Here is a 22,392-nt window from a genome sequence, read left to right on the forward strand (position 1 = left end):
AATTAGGTTTCCAGCACCGGCACAGGCACCCGGTGCAAATCCTTCGCTTTCAACTGTGTGTAGCGCATGAGCATGTTCACGTCACGGTGTCCGCTTACCAGTCGCACTTGCGGGATACTGTAGCCCGCTTCAAACAGCCTAGAAATCCCTTCGTGCCGCAGATCGTGCAAGCGCAAGTCCTCGATGCCGCATTTCTTGCAAGCAATTCGCCAGTAGGTGCCTACGGTTTTGGGGTTGTAGGGGAAAATACGTTCAGAGGATTGCGGCTGCAAAGCAGCGATTTCATAGGACCGGCCCAACAACGGCACTTCCGTGTTGTTGCCTATCTTTTCGGTAGGGTGCTTCCGGTCCCGTATGAGTATGGTCTTATCTTCCCTGTTAAGATCATCCCACGTTATCCTTGTCGCCTCACTCACTCGCATAGCGGTGTCAATCAGGAACAGCGTCATGTCGGCCATAGGAACCGACCAGTTATTCTTACTCTTGAAATACGCCAAGAGCGTCTTTTCTTCTTCGGCGGTAATACGGCGGTCACGCTGGTTGCTCTTGCCGACTAGTCCGCGTAGCCGCAGCGCCTCCAACGCATCCGGTATGATTTGATCCGACAAGTCCCATTGCCATACGGCACGGGCAATCCGCAGCATACCACCTAGATAGGCTATGTCCGCTGCTACGGTCACGGGTCCAGCACCTTCTTTGGCTCTGGCGTCCGCAAATTCTATGACCTTGCGGCTGGTCAGATTGCCTAGACGGACACGCCCCAAGCGATCCCTAATTAGGTTAATACTGAACTCTTTAGACCGCCCGTGCGGTTTATCAGGCGCAATCTCCGCCTTATACTTGTCGATCATGTCTGCGACCGTGACAGACCGAACGTCAACTTTGCCGGTGTAACCAGCCTTGCTTATTTCCGCTTCCAACCGCTCCGCCCATGCTCTAGCAGCCGTCTTGTTCGGGAAGGTTTTTGACCGGGTTACGCCACCCTTCCGCACCCGAACCAATACCTTACCATTTCTGTCAACTAATGTAGCCATGATCCCTCCGATTTGTGACAATTTTTGTGACACTACCACGGTAAAAGTGGTGAAACCAGATGTGTGAACTTACCTAACTATGTCTAAAAAACCCAATAAAAACAGGCTTCATCGCCATGCAAGATTGTCCTGTGCGCCTATGATGGACTGGACCGATCGGCATTGCCGGTATCTCCATCGTCTTCTGAGCCGGGAGACGCTGCTCTATACCGAGATGGTGACCGCGCCGGCGCTGGTGCGGGGTGGGGCGGTGCATCTGCTCGACCATGACGCCGCCGAACATCCCGTGGCCCTGCAGCTCGGCGGTTCGGAGCCGGGCGAACTGGCGCGGGCGGCGCGGCTGGGGGCCGAGGCGGGGTATGACGAGATCAACCTCAACTGCGGTTGCCCGTCGGACCGGGTGCAGTCGGGGACGTTCGGCGCGGTGCTGATGAAAGATGCGCCGCTGGTCGCGGAATGCGTGGCCGCGATGCGCGATGCGGTGCCGGTCGAGGTGACGGTCAAATGCCGGATCGGCGTCGACGATCAGGACCCCGAGACCGTGCTGCCCGATTTCCTGTCACGGATCGCGGATGCGGGCTGCACCCGCGTGATCATCCATGCCCGAAAGGCGTGGTTGCAGGGGCTCAGCCCAAAGGAAAATCGGGACATCCCGCCGCTCGACCACGATCTCGTGCACCGGATCAAGGCGCGGTTTCCGGGGCTGCATGTCTCGATCAATGGCGGCATCGGAACGCTGGACGAGGCGCGGCGGCATCTCGAAGCGGGGCTCGACGGCGTGATGATCGGGCGTGCCGCCTATCATCAGCCCTCCGACATTCTCTGCGCGGCGGATCCCATGATCTTCGGCACCGGGACGGCATCGGACCCGGCCCGGGCCGTGCGGTCGATGCTGCCCTATATCGAACGCCACCTGGCCGGCGGCGGCAAGCTGCACCAGGTCACGCGGCACATGCTGGGGCTGTTCGCCGGGCGGCCCGGGGCACGGGCCTGGCGGCGCAGCCTGTCCGAGCAGGCGCATCTGCCCGGCGCGGGGCCGGGGCTGGTCGAGGCCGCGCTGGACCGGGTTGCGCCTCTGGCGGCGGCTGCGCGGGCGGTGTAGGCAGGGCGCATAGTCACCCGGAGTAGCGCCCATGCCCGATACGATGCTGTTGTTGCAGATGCTGGTCCTGCTGCTGGTGATCGGCGGATTTGCCGGGGTCCTGGCGGGGCTGCTGGGGGTAGGCGGCGGTATCGTGCTGGTTCCGGCGTTTTTCTACACGTTCCAGACACTGGGATATGACGGCCCGCAGCTGATGCAGATGTGTCTCGCGACCTCGCTGGCCACCATCATCGTCACCTCGATCCGCTCGGTTCTGAGCCATAATCGCAAAGGAGCGGTCGACTGGTCGATCCTGCGCGGCTGGGGGCCGGGGATCGCCGCGGGCGCGGTTCTGGGCGTTCTTGCCGCCTCGTCGCTGCGCTCGGAGGTGCTGCAGGCCGTCTTTGGCGTGCTGGCGCTGGGGATCGGTCTCTATCTCGGGCTGGGCCGGTCGGACTGGCGTCTGGGCGACGCGATGCCGACGGGGCTGCGGCGCGCGGCGATGTCGCCGTCGGTGGGGTTCCTGTCGGTGCTGATGGGAATAGGCGGCGGCAGTTTCGGCGTGCCGCTGATGAGCCTCTACAACACCCCCATACACCGCGCCGTCGCGACCGCGGCGGGGTTTGGCGTGATCATCGCTGTGCCGTCGGTCGCCGGGTTCCTGCTGCTGCAGGTCGATCCGGCCCAGCGGCCGCCGCTGACGGTGGGGGCGGTCAATGTCGTGGCGTTCCTCGTCGTTGTCGCGATGACCACGATCACCGCGCCCTGGGGCGTGAAGCTCGCCCATGCGATGGACCCGCGCCCGCTCAAACGTGTCTTTGCCCTGTTCCTGATCCTCGTGGCGCTGAACATGCTGCGCAAGGCGCTGGGGTGGTAGACGGGGGCGTGTGCCGCAGATGAGGCCAATCCTCTCCGGGGGCGTCCGTGCCTGTCAGGCCTGTTCCGGGTCCTCAGAGCGGGCCGGCGAACCCGCCATATTGTCCGCGCTTGAACATCAGCCCCGACCCGGCCCGGTGCCAGAACCGGCGCACCTCGCCGAGGATGATCGAATGGTCGCCGCCGTCATGCACGGCGCTGCGGGCGCAATCGAACCGCGCCAGCGCCCCGGCCAGATGCGGCGGCCCGTCGGCCGTCCCGGTCCAGTCGATGCCACTGAAATCATGGCCGGTCCGGGCGAAATGCGCGGCCGTCGCCTGCTGGTCCTCGGCCATGACGTGAATCACGAAGCGTTCGGCCGCCGTGAACAGGTCATGCCGTTCCGACTGCCGCGCGGGGCACCACAGAACCAGCGGCGGGTCGATCGACACCGAGGCAAAGGAATTGGCCGTCATCGCCAGCGGCCCGGTTTCGGTTCGCGTCGTGACGACGGTGACGCCGGTTCCGAAACAGCCCAGCGCGTCGCGGAACGCGCGCTCGGTGTCGGGGCCGGGGGTCAGGGTGTCGTCGGGCATGAGGGGCAGGGGTCCGTGGCGGTGGCGGGTGCAATGCCGCGCAGCCATGCCTTGCCCCGCCCCGCGGTGTCAAGCGGCGGATCAGTTGAGATCTTCCAGCAGCCGCCCGTGGCGCCGGGTTTCGGCGATCACATCCCCGAACCGTTTCATGCCGCGCGCCTCGAGAATCGGCAACATCCGGCACAGCGCCAGCGCGGTCGCACGGGCATCGCCCAACGCGGTATGCCGGTCCGCGGGGTCGATCTCGACATCCAGCCTACCGCACAGCGCGTCCAGCGTGTGAACCTCGCCCGGTCCGAACAGCACCGCCGACAACAGCACCGTGTCGAGGATCGGATGGTCCCAGGTGACCCCCATGCGGTCGGCGTCATTGCGCAGGAACGCCATGTCGAAGGGCGCGTTATGGGCAACCAGGACGGCGTCACGCGCGAAATCATGCAGGCGGCGACCGGCTGCGGCGATATCCGGGGCGCCGGCAACCATCGCATCGGTGATGTGGTGCACCCGTGTCGAGGCGGGCGGGATCGGCCGGCCCGGATCCACCAGCAGGTCCAGTTCCTCGCCCTCGACCGGCCGTCCGCGCAGCACCCGCACCGCGCCGATCTGCAGCACGGCATCCTTGTGCGGCAACAGCCCGGTGGTTTCGGTGTCAAAGGCGACATAGCAGAGCCCGGACAGGGGGCGGTTCTCGAACAGCTCGTCGCCCGGCGTATCCAGCAATCCGAAATCATAGACCAGCGGACGCGCGGCCTCGGGGGCGATCCGCGCCTCCTCGGCGTCGATCACCAGCATGTAACCGGGCGCGCCGCCCAACGGTTTCAGCCGCGCGTCATAGCCCTGCGCCCCCCGCGCGCCCAATGCGCGAAACGCCACCTCGCGGCCGGTCTGCGTCAGTCGGACATGGGCCTCCTCCACCGCGCCGCGGTCGAAATAGTCGAACAGCGAGGCATCGAGCCGCGGCGGCGCCACCTGGGCCAGCACCTCGGCGGCCTGCCCGTCATAGAGCACGATCCGGTGGGCGGGGCTGACGATCATCATCGCGACGGGAATATCCGTCAGCAGGGCGGTTAGCCGGTCGCGTTCGGCCTGCAGCCGCGCGGTTTCCGTCGCCACGGCGCCCGCCGTGTCCAGAGCCGACTGCATCAATTGCCCGGTCACCGCCTGCGCGGCCGGTGCCAGGTCGCCGAGATAGCGCGCACCATGCAGGTCGATGTCACCGCTGGCACCGGCATGGGCGCGCGCGCGCAGCGCGGCGGCCAGCCGGACGATGGGGCGGGCCACGTTCTCGTCGAACAGGAACCAGATCCCCGCCACCAGCCCGAGGAACAGGAACCCGGCCAGAACTCCCGACAGGACGAAGGCGCCGGCCAGTTCGGGCCGGCCCGCGCGCATGTAGCCCAGCACCAGCGCCCCGGCGACGATCGCCATTCCGCCCAGTGCCAGCAGGCAGAAGATCAGAAAGACCCGCAGCCGCAGGCCCAGCCGGCCGAACATCACGCCGCCCCGCATCCGGCGGCCAGGATCGGATCATCGGCACCGGCCTCGACCCAGCGGGCATCGGTGACCGCCCCGTCGGCGTCGAACGTGGCCCCGTCCACCAGGCTGGCGCGGCGCCGGCCGGTGCAGTCCAGCAGGACCGGCAGCTTCTGCACCGCCTGCCAGCGGCCAAAGAAATAGAGATCCCCGATCCGCTCTCCCGGCCGCGCCGGATTGCGCTTCAGCGTGGCGGTATCCAGCGCCGCGAAGCGGTCCACATAGGGAAACAGATAGGTCCAGGGCCGATACGGCATCCGGCTCTCCACCGTGTCCACGACCGCCAGCCCGTCGGGAAGACCGGCGCGGGTGCGGTCATACCAGCCATATTCGCTGGTGATCGTGGCACCGATCATCGCCAGCCCGGCCACCACGGGCATCGTCCAGCGCGGCAGGCCGACCCCGGCCCGGATCAGCAGCATCACCAGCCCGGCTGCGGCAATGCCCGCGATCACGGTGGCGATCAGTTCCAGAAACATGAGCCGGTCCTCCCTGTTGCGCCCGCTTCCTCTTGCCGGAAATATCCCGGGGTCCGGGGCAGAGCCCCGGTTCCGCGCTGGCCATCCTCGCCCCCGGTCATCCCAGCATCCCGGTGCCGTGACCCAGCGCCGACTGCATCGTCTTGACCACCACGAAGGCATCGCGCAGATGGCTGCGTTCGAAATCCGACAGATCGCCCGGCGCCATGAAATTGTCGGGCGTCTCCCCGTCCCGGATCCGCCCGGCCTGGTGCGACAGGCGCGTTTCGGCGATCAGGTCATAAGCGTCCAGCAGGTCGCGCGCGCCGGACGGGCTGAGCACGCCCGCCGCCTCGGCCGCCTCCAGCCGCGCCCGCGTGTTGACCGCCTGCAACCTGCCGCGCAGCGCGAAGATCCGCCCCAGATCCACGATGGGCACCACGCCGTTCAGCTTCATGTCCAGCCGGTTGCGATGCTCGCCCGAGCGGATCGTGGCGATCCCGCGCAGCAGCCCCAGCGGCGGCGTGTGCTTGAGCGAATTCGTAATCATATGCGCCACGAAGATCGAGTTGGCGCTGGCCGCGTTCAGGGTTTCGCTCCGCAACCCGTCGAACAGGCTGGTGTCGCCGCCGATCGGGCGCAGGTCGAACATGACGCTGGCCAGCATCTGCGCCTCCGGGTTCGGTTGCGCGATCCAGCCGGCGAAATAGTCGCGCCAGACGCGCAGCGGTTGCCGCCAGCGCGGCGTCATCGCCATCATCTCGCCGGGACAGTAGACATAGCCGCATTCGTTCAGCCCGTCGCAGACGAACCGGGCGAGCGCCTCGAAATAGGCCGCGTCGGCGTCGCTGGCCTCGTCATGCAGGATCAGGCAATTGTCCTGGTCCGATACGCCGGTCTGTTCCTGGCGGCCCTGGCTGCCGCAGGCCAGCCACAGGTAGGGCACCGGCGGCGGACCCAGCCGCGATTCGGCCAGCGCAAGCAGCCTGCGCGTCACGGTGTCGGCGATGTCGGTGATCAGCCGCGTGACCACCTCGTGGCGATTGCCGCCCGCCGTCAGCTGAACCAGCAGGCGCGGGATCTCGGCGGTGACCCGGGCCATGTCCGCGGCGCTGCCCGCGCGGGCGATGGCCGCGACCAGTTCGGCCGAACTGACCGCCTGAAACCGGGTCAGGTCGGTCTGGGACACGATGCCCAGCAGCTTTCCGTCCTCGCAGATCGGCACATGGCCGATGCCGTGCTCCATCATCATGTGCAGCACGTCCGACCCGATGGCCGAGGGCGACAGGGTCATCGGGTTCGGGGTCATCACCTCCGACACCGGGGTGTCGGGTGCGCGGCCGCGGGCCAGGACGCGCACGGTCAGGTCGCGGGTGGTCACGATCCCGGTCAGCCCGCCGGCATCGGTCACGCAGAGCGATGAAATATCCCGGTCGCCCATCAGCCTTGCGGCGTCATGCACCGGGGTACCGGGGGCGCAGGTGACGGGATCGGCCGCCATCAGGCTGCGGACCCGGCTCACCGCCAGATCGTTGCCGCGCGCGGTCGCGGGGCGGCGGCGGTCAAAGAATTTCCGCACCTGCCGGTGGTCGCGCATCAGCGCGTGGAACGCGGGCGCGGGCAGCAGCAGAAGCGTGGTATCGGCGGTCGCGCGCACCGAGGTGGCGGCCTTGCCCGCGCGCAGCAATCCGCGTTCGCCGAACGAGTTGCGCGGACCCAGCAGGGACACGGGAATGTCGTTTTCGTCCCGCACCTCGATCTCGCCACGGTGGACCAGATAGAGCCCGTCGAGCTCGGCCCCGCGTTCATAGACGCTATCGCCTGCCGCGAAGGAAAGGATCCGGAACTGCGGGGCAAGCCTGTCGAGCACCCCCGGCGCCAGCCCGTCATAGGGGTGGACCGAGGTCAGGAAACCCAGCAGGTCGTCGGCATCGGTAAGCGTCATGGCAGGCCTCTTGAATCGGATCGCCCCGCCCGGAAACCCGGACGGGGCAGGGGTGCGGGCCGGGACGGATCGCGCCCGGCCCGCACCCGCGTTCTCAGTGGTCCGCGGCAGCGGCCCCGGCGCCGCGCGGGATGCGGACGCTTTCGACCAGTTCCACGATGTCCTGCGGGATCGGCTTGGTCATGCCGGACACCAGATAGGCCACCGCGAAGTTGATGGCCGCGCCGACCGCACCGAACGAGGTGGACTTGATCGAGCCCAGCAGCGGATCGGCATCGGTGAACGCGTTGGTATCGGGGATGAAGAACCAGCCCTTGTGCAGGAAGATGTAGACCAGCGTGACGATCAGGCCGGCCAGCATCCCCGCGACCGCACCGGTGTTGTTCACCCTGGTCGAGAAGATACCCATCATCAGCGCCGGGAAGATCGACGCGGCGGCGAGGCCGAAGGCCAGAGCCACGGTCTGCGCGGCAAATCCCGGCGGGTTCAGGCCGAGATAGGTCGCGACCACGATGGCGATGGCCATGGCGATCCGTGCCCACATCAGTTCACCCTTTTCCGAGATCGAGGGGTTCAGCTGGCCCTTGATCAGGTCATGCGACACCGCCGAGGAAATCGCCAGCAGCAGACCTGCGGCGGTGGACAGCGCGGCGGCCAGGCCACCCGCGGCCACCAAGCCGATCACCCAGCTGGGCAGGTTGGCGATCTCGGGATTGGCCAGCACCAGGATGTCGCGGTTGAATTCCACGAACTCGTTGCCGTTCCAGCCGTTCTCGGCCGCCTTGGCCTGCATGTCGGCATTGCGGTCATTGTAGTACTGGATCAGGCCATCGCCGTTCTTGTCGAGGTGGTGCAGGATGTTGCCCTCGGCAATCGAGGCGTCGATCTGGGCCTGGATCTCGGCTTCGCCGCGCCCGTCGGGTGCGATGGTGACAAGGTTGTGATCCGGCTGAAGCAGGCTGACGGTCGCCTGCGGGTTTGCCGCGAGGAAAGCTGCCGCTTCGGTGGAGGTTTCCGGGGCAAAGCTCAGCAGGCCGGTCTTTTCCCAGGTTTCCATCCAGTCGTATTCCGGCGCGTTCTTGACCTGCTCGACCGAGACCGCCTCGGCGTTGGTGCCGTCCGGCCACATCAGCTCGGTGATGTTGAGCCGTGCCATCGCTCCCACCGCGGGCGCGGTCAGATAGAGCAGGGCGATGAACACCAGCGCCCAGCCGGCCGACCAGCGGGCATCCGCCACCCGCGGCACGGTGAAGAAACGCATGATCACATGCGGCAGGCCGGCGGTGCCGATCATCAGCGACAGCGTGAACAGCACCATGTTGAACGTATCGGCGTGATGGGTGGTGTATTCGGCAAAACCGAGTTCCACCACGATCGCGTCGAGCTTGGACAGCAGCGGCTCGCCCGAGGCGACGTGATCGCCGAACAGGCCCAGCGGCGGCACCGGGTTGCCGGTCAGCTGCAGCGAGATGAAGATCGCCGGGATCGTGTAGGCCATGATCAGCACGCAATATTGCGCCACCTGGGTATAGGTCACGCCCTTCATGCCGCCGAACACCGCATAGGCGAACACGACACAGGCGCCGATCAGCAGGCCGGTGGTGTTGCTCACCTCGAGGAAGCGGCCGAACGCCACGCCGACACCGGTCATCTGCCCGATCACATAGGTGGTCGATGCCACGATCAGGCAGATCACGGCCACCATCCGCGCGGTGGGCGAATAGAACCGGTCGCCGATGAATTCGGATACCGTGAACTTGCCGAACTTGCGCAGGTAGGGCGCAAGCAGCAGCGCCAGCAGCACATAGCCGCCGGTCCAGCCCATCAGGTAGGACGAGTTGTCATAGCCGGTAAAGGCGATCAGCCCGGCCATCGAGATGAACGAGGCGGCGGACATCCAGTCGGCGGCCGTGGCCATGCCGTTGGTGACCGGGTGCACGCCCCGGCCCGCGGCGTAGAATTCCGAGGTCGATCCGGCGCGCGCCCAGATCGCGATGCCGATATAGAGCGCAAAGGACGCGCCCACGAACAGCAGGTTGATGGTAAACTGGTCCATGGCGGGTTACTCCTCGTCCACGCCGAACTGGGCGTCCAGCCTGTTCATGCGCCAGGCGTAGTTGAAGATCAGCGCGAGAAATACCAGGATCGAGCCCTGCTGGGCGAACCAGAAGCCCAGATCGGTCCCGCCCACGGCAATTCCCGACAGCAGCGGGCGCAGCAGGATGCCGAACCCGAATGACACCAGCGCCCAGATCACGAGGCTGATGAGAATGATGCGCACATTCGCCGCCCAATAGCCCTTGTCGGCTTCGGCGGTGCTTGCGGCACTATTGGATTGGTCCGCCATGGCGGTTCCTCCTTCTTCCTCCGTTGATGGTCCCGATGAACAGGCCGGGACCGCTCCCTCACGTCACGGCATCGCGGTGCGCACGACGTCGGCCAGTTCCGATGCGATGGCGTCGATCGCGCCCATCGCATCCACCTTTCGCAGCACGCCCTTGTCGCCGTAGTAGGCGATCAGGGGCGCGGTCTGCGCATGGTAGGCGTCGAGACGGCTGGCCACCGTCTCGGCAGTGTCGTCGCTGCGGCGTTTCATGTCGGTGCCGCCGCATTTGTCGCAGGTGCCGGCCTTCGCGGTCGGCTTGAACCTGTCGTGATAGCCTTCGCCGCAATTGCCGCAGGTGAACCGCCCCGAGATACGGGCGATCATCGCCGCATCCTCGACTTCGAGGCTGACCGCCGCGCCGACCTGCTGCCCGGTCTCGGCCAGCAGCGCATCCAGCGCCTCGGCCTGGACCGTGGTGCGCGGGAACCCGTCCAGGATCACGCCGCGGGCGCAATCCGGTTCGGCCATGCGGTCGCGCAGGATGGCGGTCACGATGTCGTCGCTGACCAGCCCGCCGGCCTCCATCACCGCACGCGCGGCCTTGCCGGCCTCGGTGCCGGCGGCCACCGCGGCGCGCAGCAGGTCGCCGGTGGACAGTTGCACGAGACCGAAGCTGTCTTCCAGCATCCGGGCCTGGGTGCCTTTCCCGGCCCCCGGAGGGCCGAGAAGGATCAGAACGAAGGGTCGGGTCATGGTGTCGGCGTCCATCGCTGCGGTCCCCTACTTGGTGCGGTTCGAGATCAGGTCGTCGACCACGGACGGATCGGCCAGGGTCGAGGTGTCGCCGAGGCTGCCCACGTCGTTCTCGGCGATCTTGCGCAGGATGCGGCGCATGATCTTGCCCGAGCGGGTCTTGGGCAGGCCGGGTGCCCACTGGATCACGTCGGGCGACGCGATCGGGCCGATCTCGGTCCGCACCCAGCTGCGCAGTTCCTTGACCAGGTCGTCGCTGGGGTTCTGGTCGTTCATCAGGGTGACGTAGCAGTAGATGCCCTGGCCCTTGATGTCGTGCGGATAGCCGACCACGGCGGCTTCGGCGACGGCGGCATGGGCGACCAGCGCGCTCTCTACCTCGGCGGTGCCCATCCGGTGCCCCGACACGTTGATCACGTCATCGACGCGCCCGGTGATCCAGTAATCGCCATCCGCGTCGCGGCGGCATCCGTCACCGGTGAAGTAATAGCCCTTGTAGTCGCTGAAATAGGTCTGCTGGAACCGCTCGTGGTCGCCCCAGACCGTGCGCATCTGGCCGGGCCAGCTGTCCTTGATGCACAGCACGCCTTCGGTCGGGCTTTCGTGGATCTCTTCACCGCTCTGCGGTTCGAGCACGACCGGCTCGACCCCGAAGAAGGGTTTCATCGCCGCGCCGGGCTTGGTGGCATGGGCGCCGGGCAGGGGGGTCATCATGTGACCGCCGGTTTCGGTCTGCCACCAGGTATCGACGATGGGGCATTTGCCCTTGCCGACCACCTCGTTGTACCAGTTCCATGCCTCGGGGTTGATCGGCTCGCCCACTGTGCCGAGGAGCCGGATCGAGGACAGGTCGGATTTCTCGACGAACTGGTTGCCCTGGCCCATCAGGGCCCGGATCGCAGTGGGGGCGGTATAGAACTGGGTCACCTTGTGCTTTTCGCAGACCTGCCAGAACCGGCTGGCGTCGGGATAGGTCGGAACGCCCTCGAACATCACGGTGGTGGCACCATTGGCCAGCGGGCCATAGATGATATAGCTGTGGCCGGTGACCCAGCCGACATCGGCGGTGCACCAGAAAACGTCGCCTTCATGGTAATCGAAGGTGATTTCATGGGTCATCGCGGCAAAGAGCAGATAGCCGCCGGACGAATGCACGACGCCCTTGGGCTTGCCGGTCGATCCCGAGGTGTAGAGCACGAACAGCGGGTCCTCGGCGCCCATCGGGCGGGCCGGGCAATCCGGCGCCACCGTTTCCATCAGCGCATTCACGTCCACGTCGCGCCCGTTGATCCAGGTGGTCTGGTCGCCGGTATGCTTGACCACCAGGCAGCGCACCTTGTCCGAACAATGCAGCAGGGCGGCATCGGCGTTCGATTTCAGCGCGGTGCGGCGGCCGCCGCGCGGGGCGGTGTCGGCGGTGATGACCAGCTTGGCGCCGCAATCGTTGACCCGGTTGGCCAGCGCATCGGGCGAAAAGCCCGCGAACACCACCGAATGGATCGCCCCGATCCGCGCGCAGGCCAGCATCGCATAGGCCGCTTCGGGAATCATCGGCAGGTAGATCACCACCCGGTCGCCCCGCATCACCCCCTGGCTGAGCAGTACGTTGGCCATGCGGCAGACCTTTTCGTGCAGGTCCTTGTAGGTGATGTGCTGGGCGGGCGTGTCGGGATCGTCGGGTTCAAAGATGATCGCGGTCTGGTCGCCACGGGTCGCCAGGTGCCGGTCGATGCAGTTGGCGGCGACGTTCAGGACCCCGTCGGAAAACCAGTTGATGCTGACATTGCCATAGGAGAAATCGACATCCTTGACCGTGCTGTAGGGCTTGATCCAGTCCAGCCGCTTGCCCTGTTCGCCCCAGAAGCCTTCGGGGTCGGTGATCGAGGCCTTGTACATCTCGTCATACCGGGCGGCGTCCACATGCGCGCGGGCGACGGTGTCGTCAGATGGCGGATAAACCGTGGTATCGGGCTGTGTGGAATGCGGCATCTGAGGCTCCTCCCTCTGGCAAGATCTGTCAGGCCCGGCCCGGCGGGAATCATGTGCGGGGCGGGGCGGTTCCGTTACGTCGCGATAATAGCGGAGCGTGAAAAGAAGTGAACAAATTGTTGTTATGAAAGGATTTGCTTGTAAACGTTTTTTGCGTTCATCCGGGTTCTTGTAAATCCATCGCCGTGATGCTGAAAAATTGATGAAACGGCAAGAGATTGCCTGTCAAATTGGCGACGCAACGTCACGAATTGCTGGCGCTAACCGCGATTTTCCGTTCATTGCTCACAGCAGCGGTGGGTGCGACAAATTGTTTCGGTATGCATCTGCATACATACCTGTCGGTTGTCCGCCATCGAATCCGTTCGCGTGAAATGCCGGGGCTTGGCACCGGCGCGGTGCCGGGTTAGCCTTTTCTCCAAGCGGTCCGTGTAAAGGGGCCGCGCAGAGGGAGAAAACCACATGAACAAGATGCTGACCGGCGCCGCGGCCGCGTTGCTGACCACCGCGCTGGTATCCGAGGCTACCGCGCTGGAATGGAACGTATCCACCTGGGGCAAGCGCCGGGCCTTTACCGAGCACCTCGAGAAACTGGCCGAACTTGTATCCGAAAAGACCGGCGGCGATTTCACCCTGAACATCAGCTATGGCGGGCTCAGCAAGAATCGCGAGAATCTCGACGGTATCTCGATCGGGGCGTTCGAGATGGCGCAGTTCTGCGCCGGTTATCACCGCGACAAGAATCGCAGCCTCACCGTGCTGGAACTGCCCTTCCTCGGCGTGAACACGCTGGAAGAGGAGGTGGCCGTCAGCAACGCGGTCTATGCCCACCCGGCCGTTCAGGATGAAATGGCGCAGTGGAATGCCAGGCTGCTGATGACCTCGCCGATGCCGCAATACAATCTCGTCGGCACCGGCGAGCCGCGCGACGAGCTGTCGGAATTCGAAGGCATGCGCGTGCGTGCGACCGGCGGCATCGGCCAGGCGTTCGAGGCCGTCGGCGCGGTGCCGACCTCGATGACCGCGACCGAGGTCTACAACGCGATGGAAAGCGGCGTGATCGACACGGCCGCCTTTGCCCAGCACGCGCACCTGTCCTTTGGCACCATCAACCGTGCCGACTGGTGGACGGCGAACCTGAACCCCGGCACGGTGAACTGCCCGATCGTGGTGAATGTCGACGCCTATGAGGCGCTCACCGATGACCAGCGCGCGGCGCTCGACAGTTCGGTCGACGAGGCCATTGCCCATTACCTGGCCAATTACGGCGAGCTTCTGAAACGCTGGGACAGCGTCCTGGAGGAAAAGAAGGTCGAAAAGGTCGTGCTGTCCGACGAGGTGCTGGCCGAGTTCCGCGCCAAGGCCGCCGATCCGGCCCGGGACCAGTGGATCGAGGAAATGAGCGCGCAGGGCCTGCCCGCGCAGGAGCTCTACGATCTGGTGATGTCCACGCTGGAGCAGACGCGCGCCGGCAACTGACGCGTCCGGTCCGGGTGCGCAGCCGTGCCCGGACCGTTGCCCGATCCACAACACGATCAGGAGATACCGGATGGCCGGACATCACTCGGTTCTGGAGGATGACAGCCTGCTCAGCCGGCTTGACCGGCGGCTGCTGGGGCTGGAGCGGGTCCTGGCGCTGCTGAGCGGGCTGGCGGTGTTTTCGCTGATGCTGCTGGCGGTGCGGTCGGTCGGCGGGCGGGTGACGCTGAATGCGCCGCTGCCCGGATATGTGGACTGGATCGAACAGGCAATGCCGCTGATCGCGTTCATGGGCATCGCCTATGTGCAGCGCGACGGGGGCCATATCCGCATGGACATCCTGATCGGCCGCCTCAGGGGCCGGGCGCTGTGGCTGGCGGAACTGGTGTCGGTCCTGCTGATGCTGGCGCTGATGGTCGCGATGGTCTGGGGCAGCTGGGCGCATTTCCTGCGCAGCTTCGATTTCGCCGCGCCCTTGTGGAGCCGCGACAGCACCATCGACATCGGCCTGCCGATCTGGCCGGCAAAGCTGCTCGCGCCGATTGCGTTCTCTGTGCTGTGCCTGCGGCTGCTGTTGCAGGCCTGGGGCTATGGGCGGGCCTTTGTCACCGGGGCCACGGCGCCGGTGGCGGTGCCGCTGATCCAGGACGCGGCGGCGCAGGCCGCGGCCGAGGCCGAACAACTCGAAGGGCAGGACTAGGCGCATGGACACGATCGAGATCGGCCTGTGGGTGACGGGGGGCCTGCTGGTGCTGGTGGTCGCCGGCATGCGGGTGGCCTTTGCCGCCGGGCTTGCCGGGCTGGTCGGGCTGGTGCTGGTGTTCTGGGCCAAGCGCGATTTCGGCGCCGAACATCTGGGCTGGGCGCTGACGGTCGCAATCAAGACGGCCGGGCAGGTTCCCCATTCCAAGGTCGCCAGCCAGGCGCTGAGCCTGATCCCCACCTTCATCCTGATCGGCTATCTCGCCTATTACGCGGGGCTGACGCGGGCGCTGTTCGAGGCGGCCAAGCGGTGGATTGCATGGGTGCCGGGCGGGCTGGCGGTGTCGACGGTCTTTGCCACCGCCGGGTTTGCCGCGGTGTCGGGGGCATCGGTCGCCACCTCTGCCGTGTTTGCGCGCATCGCCATCCCCGAGATGCTCGCGGCCGGTTACAACAAGCGGTTCGCCGCGGGCGTGGTGGCCGCGGGCGGGACGCTGGCCTCGCTGATCCCGCCCTCGGCGATCCTGGTGATCTACGCGATCATCGTCGAACAGGATGTCGGCAAGCTGCTGCTGGCAGGCTTCATCCCCGGTGCGTTCTCGGCGCTGATCTACGGGCTGCTGATCGTCGGCATCGCGATGGTGTTCAAATCGGTCGGTCCGCCGATCACCGGGTTCACCTGGCGCGAACGGCTGGTGTCGCTGCCACCGGCGCTGCCGATCGTCTTCGTCGTCGTGATCATCATCTGTTTCGTCTACAACCCGTTCGGCGGCGATGCCTGGGGAACGCCCACCGAGGGCGGCGCACTGGGGGCCTTCGTCGTGTTCTGCATGGCGCTGTGGCGCGGGATGCGCTGGGCCGAGCTGAAATCGGCCCTGCTGGAAACCGCCAAGCTGACGGTGATGATCTTTACCATCATCTGGGGCGTGCTGGTCTATGTCCGTTTCCTGGGTTTCGCCGATCTTCCCGGCGCCTTCTCGGACTGGCTGACCGGGCTCGAGATGTCGCCGATGCTGATCCTGATCTGTATCCTGCTGGCCTATGCGGTGCTGGGCATGTTCATGGATGCGATCGGGATGCTGCTGCTGACATTGCCGGTGGTCTACCCTGCGGTGATGGCGCTCAACGGTGGCGAGTTCGTGACCGCGGCCGACAGCACCTTTGGCATGTCGGGGACGATGTGCGCGATCTGGTTCGGCATCCTGGTGGTGAAGATGGCCGAGTTCTGCCTGATCACGCCGCCCATCGGGCTCAACTGCTTTGTCGTCGCCGGCGTGCGCCCGGACCTGTCGGTGCAAGACGTGTTCCGCGGGGTGACGCCGTTCTTCATCGCCGACGGGGTGACCATCGCGCTGCTGGTCGCGTTTCCGGGCATCGTCCTCTATCTGCCGCGTCTTGCGGGCTGATCGGGATGGCGCGGGGGCAGGGGAGATTCGCAGGCACAGGCGGTATCCGGACCTGCCCCGCAACCCATGGTTGACGTTGCGTAAGCGGATGTGTTGCGCCGGGTAAACACTCCGTGATCGGCGCGGCGGAATTTGCCAATGAAAACGCCGGTTGCAGGAATGTTCCGGATTTCCCGACTTTACACGGAACCGGGTCTGCCGCCATTCTGGGTGCAGATCGATTTTCCCGGCGGTGGCTGTCAGGGGCGGGCGGTGCCCTCCTTGCCGACAGGCCGAGACCGGGAAAGCCGGACCGGGGCCGCTGCATGAACGCGAGCCGTGGGCCGGTGGTCCGGCAGCGGGACATGACCGCGGACCGTCGATACGAGACCGTTCCCGTTCGAGCTTCTTCCATAATCCACTCACGAGACATGAACAGGGTCGCTGCGTCTGGTTACGCAGGATGTTCCGGAATGTCGGTGCATGCGACCCGCCTGTTGTAGCGAGTGCCGTCCCTATTCAGGATGGCCGGATAGAAGAGGACATTGCGAACAGAACATGCATTTCATCGATCAATCCCCGGCATACAGCCTCAAGTCCATTTCCCTGGACAGGGCCATAGCGGAAGGCCGCGCGCGGCTGACGCTGGCGCCGGGTGCGGAACGGCTGACCGCCTGTTTCCGTCCTGAACTCGAGATCGCAAATGCCTTTGACCGCGCCATTCATGCGCGGTTGAAATTCAGCGATCTCTCCACCCCGCAGAAACTGGATCTTCTGGCCGAAGAGCTTCTGCCGGGTTTCTACCGCCCTGAATGCCTGCCCTCGACGGGGCGGGATGTCTGGACCGTGCAGTTCCTCGTGGACGGCACGGCCGACAGGGTTTTGCAGATGGATGCCTCGGGCATCCGCATCATTGACGACGGGGCTTCGGACCCGGCGATTATTTTGGAGACCGATATCATGACACTTATGGCAATTCTGCGTTCGACCATTGCGGACTATCACCTGAACCCCCGCGCCCCGGAACCGACACCGGCGATCGCGTCGGGCATCCAGGCGCTCAGCAGCAATGAGGCGTCCGAGATCCGCGGCGGCATGCCCGTGCCCGATCCGGCGCAGTTCAGCGACGAAGGCAACGAGGGCGACGAAGCCAACGAAGGCAACGAGGATGACGAGGGCGACGAGGGCAACGAGGGCAACGAGGGCAACGAGGACAACGAGGGCAACGAAGCCGACGAAGGCGACGAGGGGGACGAGGCCAACGAGGGTGACGAAGGCGATGAGTTCAACGAAGGCAATGAGGGCAATGAGGGTAACGAGGACAATGAGGGCAACGAGGGCGACGAGGGCAACGAGGGCAACGAGGGCAACGAGGGCAACGAGGATAACGAAAACAACGAGTCCATCTTTCCCGGCGATGAATTCAACGAGGGCAACGAGGACAACGAGGGCAATGAGGGTGACGAGGGTGACGAAGGCAACGAGGGCAATGAAGGCAATGAAGACAACGAGGGCAACGAGGGTAACGAAGGCGACGAGGGCGATGAGGCCAACGAAGGCGATGAGCGTGACGAAGGCGATGAAGGCGACGAGATGAACGAAGGCAACGAGGACAACGAGGGCGACGAGGGCGACGAAGGCAACGAGGGCGAAGAAGCCAACGAGGGGAATGAAGGCAACGAGGCTGACGAAGGCGACGAGGGCAATGAAGGTAACGAGGGTAATGAGGGCAACGAGGGTAATGAGGGCAACGAGGGTAATGAGGGCAACGAGGGTAATGAGGGCGACGAGGGTAACGAAGGCAATGAGGGCAATGAGGGTAACGAGGGCAACGAGGGCAATGAAGGAAACGAAGGCAACGAGGGGAATGAAGGCAATGAGGGCAACGAGGGTAATGAGGGCAACGAGGGTGATGAAGGCGACGAGGGTGACGAAGGTGATGAGGGTGACGAAGGCAATGAAGGCAACGAGGGCAACGAAGGCAATGAAGGTAACGAAGGCAATGAAGGCAATGAAGGTAACGAAGGTAATGAGGGCAACGAGGGCAATGAAGGCAACGAGGGTAACGAGGGCAATGAGGGTGATGAAGGTGACGAGGGCGACGAGGGCAATGAGGGTAACGAAGGCAACGAGGGCAATGAAGGCAACGAGGGCAATGAAGGCAACGAGGGTAACGAGGGCAATGAGGGTGATGAAGGTGACGAGGGCGACGAGGGCAATGAGGGTAACGAAGGCAATGAGGGCAACGAAGGCAACGAGGGTAACGAGGGCAATGAGGGTGATGAAGGTGACGAGGGCAACGAGGGCAATGAGGGTAACGAAGGCAATGAGGGTAACGAAGGCAATGAGGGTAACGAGGGCAATGAGGGTAACGAGGGCAATGAAGGTAACGAAGGCAATGAGGGTAACGAAGGCAATGAGGGTAACGAGGGCAATGAGGGTAACGAGGGCAATGAAGGTAACGAAGGCAATGAGGGCAACGAAGGCAACGAAGGAAACGAAGGTAACGAAGGAAACGAAGGTAACGAGGGTAACGAGGGCAATGAGGGTAACGAGGGCAATGAGGGTAACGAAGGCAATGAGGGTAACGAGGGCAATGAGGGTAACGAAGGTAACGAAGGCAACGAGGGCAATGAGGGTGATGAAGACGACGAAGGTGACGAGGGGAACGAGGGTAATGAAGGAAACGAAGGCAATGAGGGCAACGAGGGCAATGAAGGAAACGAGGGCAACGAAGGCAACGAGGGGAACGAGGGCAATGAAGGAAACGAGGGCAATGAAGGCAACGAGGGCAACGAAGCCGTTGCGGCTTCGGCGGCGCCTGTCGCGGCGGCTGCGGCTCCCGATGACGGCTCGTGCGGTGGCTATGCCTGCGGTGCCGATGGCGGGGCGGATGACGGCGATGCCTGTGGCGCGGATGCCTGTGCAGTTGACGCGGGCGGTGCCGGTGGCGGCGGTGCCGGCGACGATGGCATGTTCGGCGCCGATCTTGCCGGGGGTCTCGATGACGGATCGATCGATCCCGGTGTCTGATCGCCTGATCTGACCTTCTGGTCCGAAAGATGCGGGGCGGCCGGTGCGAGATGCACCGGCCGCCTTGCCATGTGCGATCACAGATTGCCGGCCTGGCTGTTCCGGCCTGACCCGCCGCGCGGTCCGGATCGGGGGCCAGCCATACCCGCGCCATTGACGGGGGGCTGGTCACCCGGTTGCCCGACGCGGTAAGGGGATGCGGGAGAGACCAGGAGGGACCAGAAGCCATGCCGAATCCGCTATACGATGTCTTGTTCGGGGGTCATGCGGACAGCGGGCGGGTATTCCTGCATCTGCCCGATGGCGAAAGCCTGACCTATGGCGCCTTCGTGGCGCTATCGGCGCGGCTGGCCCATGCGCTGACCGGGTGCGGGCTGCGGGCGGGCGACCGGGTCGCGATGCAGGTCGACAAGTCGCCGCAGGCGCTGGCGGTCGTGGCCGCCTGTGCGCAGGCGGGGCTGGTGTTCCTGCCGCTCAACACCGCCTACACGGCGGGCGAGGTGGCCTATTTCGTCGAGAACAGCGGCGCCGGGCTGTTCATCTGTCCATCGGCCAGCCGCGCGGCGATGGCGCCGATGGCCGCGCGCTGCGGCGCCCGGCTCGAAACGCTCGACGCGGATGGCACCGGATCGCTGATGGCGCTGGCCGACGGGTGCCCTGCCGTGTTTCCAACCGTCGACCGCGGCGGGGACGATCTCGCGGCCTTTCTCTATACCTCGGGCACCACGGGGCGGTCCAAGGGCGCGATGCTGACCCAGGCCAACCTGCTGAGCAATGCCGAGACTCTGGTCGATTACTGGCGGTTCAGCGCCGACGACGTGCTGCTGCACGCGCTTCCGATCTTCCACACCCACGGGTTGTTCGTGGCCACCAACATCACCCTGCTGGCGGGCGGGTCGATGATCTTCCTGCCGAAATTCGACCCGGACGCGGTGATCGAGGCGCTGCCGCTTGCCACGTCGATGATGGGGGTGCCGACCTTCTATACCCGCCTGCTGGACGATCCCCGCCTCACCCGTGACCTGGCCGCGCATATGCGCCTGTTCGTGTCGGGCTCGGCGCCGCTGCTGGCCGAGACCCATGAACGGTTCGAGGCCCGCACCGGGCATCGCATCCTCGAACGCTACGGCATGACCGAAACCAACATGAACACCTCGAACCCCTATGAGGGCGACCGGCGGGCCGGAACGGTCGGCTTTCCGTTGCCGGGGATCGACCTGAAGATCACCGACCCCGACAGCGGCGCGACCCTGCCGCACGGCGAGATCGGCCAGATCGAGGTGCGCGGGCCGAACGTGTTCAAGGGCTATTGGCAGATGCCGGACAAGACCGCGGCCGAGCTGCGCGCGGACGGGTTCTTCATCACCGGCGACCTGGGCCGGATCGACGGCGATGGCTATGTCCACATCGTCGGGCGGAACAAGGACCTGATCATCTCGGGCGGCTACAACATCTATCCCAAGGAGATCGAGCTGCTGCTCGACGACCGGCCCGGCGTGCTGGAAAGCGCGGTGATCGGGGTGCCGCATCCCGATTTCGGGGAAACGCCGGTGGGCCTGCTGGTGGCCGAGCCCGGCGCCACGCCGGATCTCGACGCCATCGCGGCATCGCTGGCCGAAACGCTGGCGGGGTTCAAACGCCCGCGCAAGCTGATCGTCGTCGGCGAACTGCCCAGGAACACCATGGGCAAGGTCCAGAAGAACATCCTCAGGGATAGATATGCGGATCTTTACCGGGGGACCGGGCAGGCGGAATAGACGCCCCGTCCTGCCTACGGGATTTCCCCGGTTGATGCGTTACCGGGTTGCATCGATATTTAAACGCTGCAGGTGATTCGCCGCATCCGCGCTCCCGGTTCAGCCCTTTGGAGTCTAACCAAAACCTCAGGAGGGCGGCATTTTAGGCAATTCCACCTAAGGTAGAGCGTCGCACTCACAACGGTGTCAAATCGGTCCGAATTCGCCGTTTCTGCGGTCGCAATAGGCGAAATTCCGCTTCCTTCGGTGCCCCGTATCGGCTAGGTTCAACATGTCCAATTACAGGACGAACTGAACGGTCACGGGGGCGACCGCGCGGTACTGCATCGAAGGATGCGCTGTCACAAGTAGCGAGTGTTTCGGGCCTCTGGTCCACCGCATCGCCCACGCCTTGACCGGGAACCATAGGTCCGGAGTTAACGGGTGTATTTTTCTGCTCCTGACGGAGCGGCAGCGTAACCAGAGATATACAGATGCCGCCGTGTCGTCAGCCGGATCCTTCAAAACCGTGTGTGTGGTTATATAGGTGAGTGAGGTTCTGCGCAGTTGTGTGTGTGCTGCGAGATAGTTGGTGTTAGTGAGTGTGTGTGAGTGGACCGATGGTGACGCCATCGGGGCAAGGGTAAGGGTTGACCACGGGGTCGAAGGTTCGGGTCTTGATTAAGTGGCCGAACGGCCGGTTCGGGTCTGGTACGCCTGGACAACGGCGGTAAAGAGGCGGGCAGCGGATGGGGATCCGTTGCCCGTCACTGTTTTGGGGTATCTTTCCGGGGGACCGTGCGGGCCGTATATCCCGGCGATGATTCACATGAGGGCGTGGCCCGAGATCTGGCCCGAGATCTATGACATCCCGTCGCGATTGCCGGCGTGCCAGGCCTGCCAGTCCTCCGGCGTGTCGAGGTCGGTTCTCGCGCGTTGGCCGGGCAGGGACACCAGACAGACACGGTCACCGGCCGCCGCCAACGCCGCGCGGCCGCCACCATCGCCGGTCAGTTTCAGAAATTCGGGGAACAGCGCCCGCGCGACCACCACCGGATGCCCCGGCCGGTTGTCCTCGGTGGCGCCGCGCCACGCCAGGATATCCGAGTGCAGGTCGACCGCGGCGAATACCGCCGCCAGGTCGGACGGCTGCAGCGCGGGCAAGTCGCCCAGCAGCAGCATCGCCGCCGGGGCGGTGTCCGGCACGGCGGCAAAGGCCGCCCGAAGCGATGCGTTCATGCCCTCGGCTGCCTGTGCGACCTCCAGCGCTGTCACCCCGAGCCCGGCCAGCGCCGCGTGGCGCGGATGCGGCGCGCGAGGCAGGGCGACGATCACCGGACCGGCGGTCACCGCGCGCGCCATCCGCGCCTGCCGGGCCAGCAGGGGCTGGCCGCCGACCTCTTCCATCAGCTTGTCGCGCCCGCGCATCCGGGTCGATCCCCCGGCGGCGAGGATCAGGATCGGCAGGTCGGTGACAGGGGCCATCG

The 22,392-nt window shown here is 65.2% G+C and carries 17 protein-coding genes; 7 read left to right on the forward strand and 10 right to left on the reverse strand.

The features are described 5' to 3' along the window. Positions 1–2 precede the first annotated feature (2 nt). Positions 3–1,034: a tyrosine-type recombinase/integrase gene (locus C6Y53_RS16575; protein ID WP_106473456.1), complete on the reverse strand. Its 1,032-nt coding sequence runs from the start codon at positions 1,032–1,034 to the stop codon at positions 3–5. Positions 1,035–1,173: 139 nt separating this feature from the next. Here C6Y53_RS16575 and dusA point away from each other — a divergent pair, with 139 nt between their 5' ends. Further along, positions 1,174–2,136: a tRNA dihydrouridine(20/20a) synthase DusA gene (gene dusA / locus C6Y53_RS16580; protein ID WP_244614859.1), complete on the forward strand. Its 963-nt coding sequence runs from the start codon at positions 1,174–1,176 to the stop codon at positions 2,134–2,136. Between the two features lie 31 nt (positions 2,137–2,167). Further along, positions 2,168–2,992 (forward strand): sulfite exporter TauE/SafE family protein, encoded by an 825-nt coding sequence (locus tag C6Y53_RS16585; RefSeq protein ID WP_106473458.1) that lies wholly within the window; start codon positions 2,168–2,170, stop codon positions 2,990–2,992. A 73-nt stretch (positions 2,993–3,065) separates the two neighbouring features. Here C6Y53_RS16585 and C6Y53_RS16590 read toward each other — a convergent pair whose 3' ends face one another. From C6Y53_RS16590 to acs, 8 genes are all read right to left on the reverse strand, one after another. After that, complete coding sequence (locus C6Y53_RS16590) at positions 3,066–3,566, reverse strand: flavin reductase family protein (RefSeq protein WP_106473459.1); 501 nt, start codon at positions 3,564–3,566, stop codon at positions 3,066–3,068. Positions 3,567–3,647: 81 nt separating this feature from the next. Next, the gene (locus tag C6Y53_RS16595; RefSeq protein ID WP_106474154.1) at positions 3,648–5,060 is read right to left on the reverse strand and encodes a 3'-5' exonuclease; all 1,413 of its coding nucleotides are present in this window, start codon (positions 5,058–5,060) and stop codon (positions 3,648–3,650) included. Continuing rightward, on the reverse strand, positions 5,060–5,578 hold the full coding sequence (locus C6Y53_RS16600; RefSeq protein ID WP_106473460.1) for a hypothetical protein: 519 nt from the start codon (positions 5,576–5,578) through the stop codon (positions 5,060–5,062). The genes C6Y53_RS16595 and C6Y53_RS16600 overlap by 1 nt, the downstream gene beginning before the upstream one ends. Before the next feature lie 97 nt (positions 5,579–5,675). Continuing rightward, positions 5,676–7,502, reverse strand: coding sequence for a DUF294 nucleotidyltransferase-like domain-containing protein (locus C6Y53_RS16605; protein ID WP_106473461.1), 1,827 nt, complete (start codon positions 7,500–7,502; stop codon positions 5,676–5,678). Between the two features lie 94 nt (positions 7,503–7,596). Further along, complete coding sequence (locus C6Y53_RS16610; protein WP_106473462.1) at positions 7,597–9,558, reverse strand: sodium:solute symporter family protein; 1,962 nt, start codon at positions 9,556–9,558, stop codon at positions 7,597–7,599. Positions 9,559–9,564: 6 nt separating this feature from the next. After that, positions 9,565–9,849, reverse strand: coding sequence for a DUF4212 domain-containing protein (locus C6Y53_RS16615; RefSeq protein WP_106473463.1), 285 nt, complete (start codon positions 9,847–9,849; stop codon positions 9,565–9,567). A gap of 63 nt (positions 9,850–9,912) precedes the next feature. Then, positions 9,913–10,596: an adenylate kinase gene (locus C6Y53_RS16620; protein WP_106473464.1), complete on the reverse strand. Its 684-nt coding sequence runs from the start codon at positions 10,594–10,596 to the stop codon at positions 9,913–9,915. Between the two features lie 12 nt (positions 10,597–10,608). Beyond that, positions 10,609–12,570, reverse strand: a complete 1,962-nt coding sequence (gene acs / locus C6Y53_RS16625; protein ID WP_106473465.1) for an acetate--CoA ligase — start codon at positions 12,568–12,570, stop codon at positions 10,609–10,611. A 462-nt stretch (positions 12,571–13,032) separates the two neighbouring features. Here acs and C6Y53_RS16630 point away from each other — a divergent pair, with 462 nt between their 5' ends. From C6Y53_RS16630 to C6Y53_RS16650, 5 genes are all read left to right on the forward strand, one after another. Then, positions 13,033–14,049 (forward strand): C4-dicarboxylate TRAP transporter substrate-binding protein, encoded by a 1,017-nt coding sequence (locus C6Y53_RS16630; RefSeq protein ID WP_106473466.1) that lies wholly within the window; start codon positions 13,033–13,035, stop codon positions 14,047–14,049. Positions 14,050–14,119: 70 nt separating this feature from the next. Further along, entirely contained in the window at positions 14,120–14,749 is a 630-nt protein-coding gene (locus C6Y53_RS16635) for a TRAP transporter small permease subunit (RefSeq protein ID WP_106473467.1), read from the forward strand. 4 nt (positions 14,750–14,753) lie between these two features. After that, on the forward strand, positions 14,754–16,157 hold the full coding sequence (locus C6Y53_RS16640) for a TRAP transporter large permease (protein ID WP_106473468.1): 1,404 nt from the start codon (positions 14,754–14,756) through the stop codon (positions 16,155–16,157). Positions 16,158–16,694: 537 nt separating this feature from the next. Continuing rightward, positions 16,695–19,169, forward strand: coding sequence for a hypothetical protein (locus C6Y53_RS16645; RefSeq protein ID WP_211299411.1), 2,475 nt, complete (start codon positions 16,695–16,697; stop codon positions 19,167–19,169). Between the two features lie 227 nt (positions 19,170–19,396). Beyond that, on the forward strand, positions 19,397–20,926 hold the full coding sequence (locus C6Y53_RS16650; protein WP_106473469.1) for a malonate--CoA ligase: 1,530 nt from the start codon (positions 19,397–19,399) through the stop codon (positions 20,924–20,926). A gap of 840 nt (positions 20,927–21,766) precedes the next feature. Here C6Y53_RS16650 and C6Y53_RS16655 read toward each other — a convergent pair. After that, entirely contained in the window at positions 21,767–22,390 is a 624-nt protein-coding gene (locus C6Y53_RS16655) for a nucleotidyltransferase family protein (protein ID WP_106473470.1), read from the reverse strand. Positions 22,391–22,392 lie beyond the last annotated feature (2 nt).

The organism is Pukyongiella litopenaei, from assembly GCF_003008555.2.
GTDB classification, from domain to species: Bacteria; Pseudomonadota; Alphaproteobacteria; order Rhodobacterales; family Rhodobacteraceae; genus Pukyongiella; species Pukyongiella litopenaei.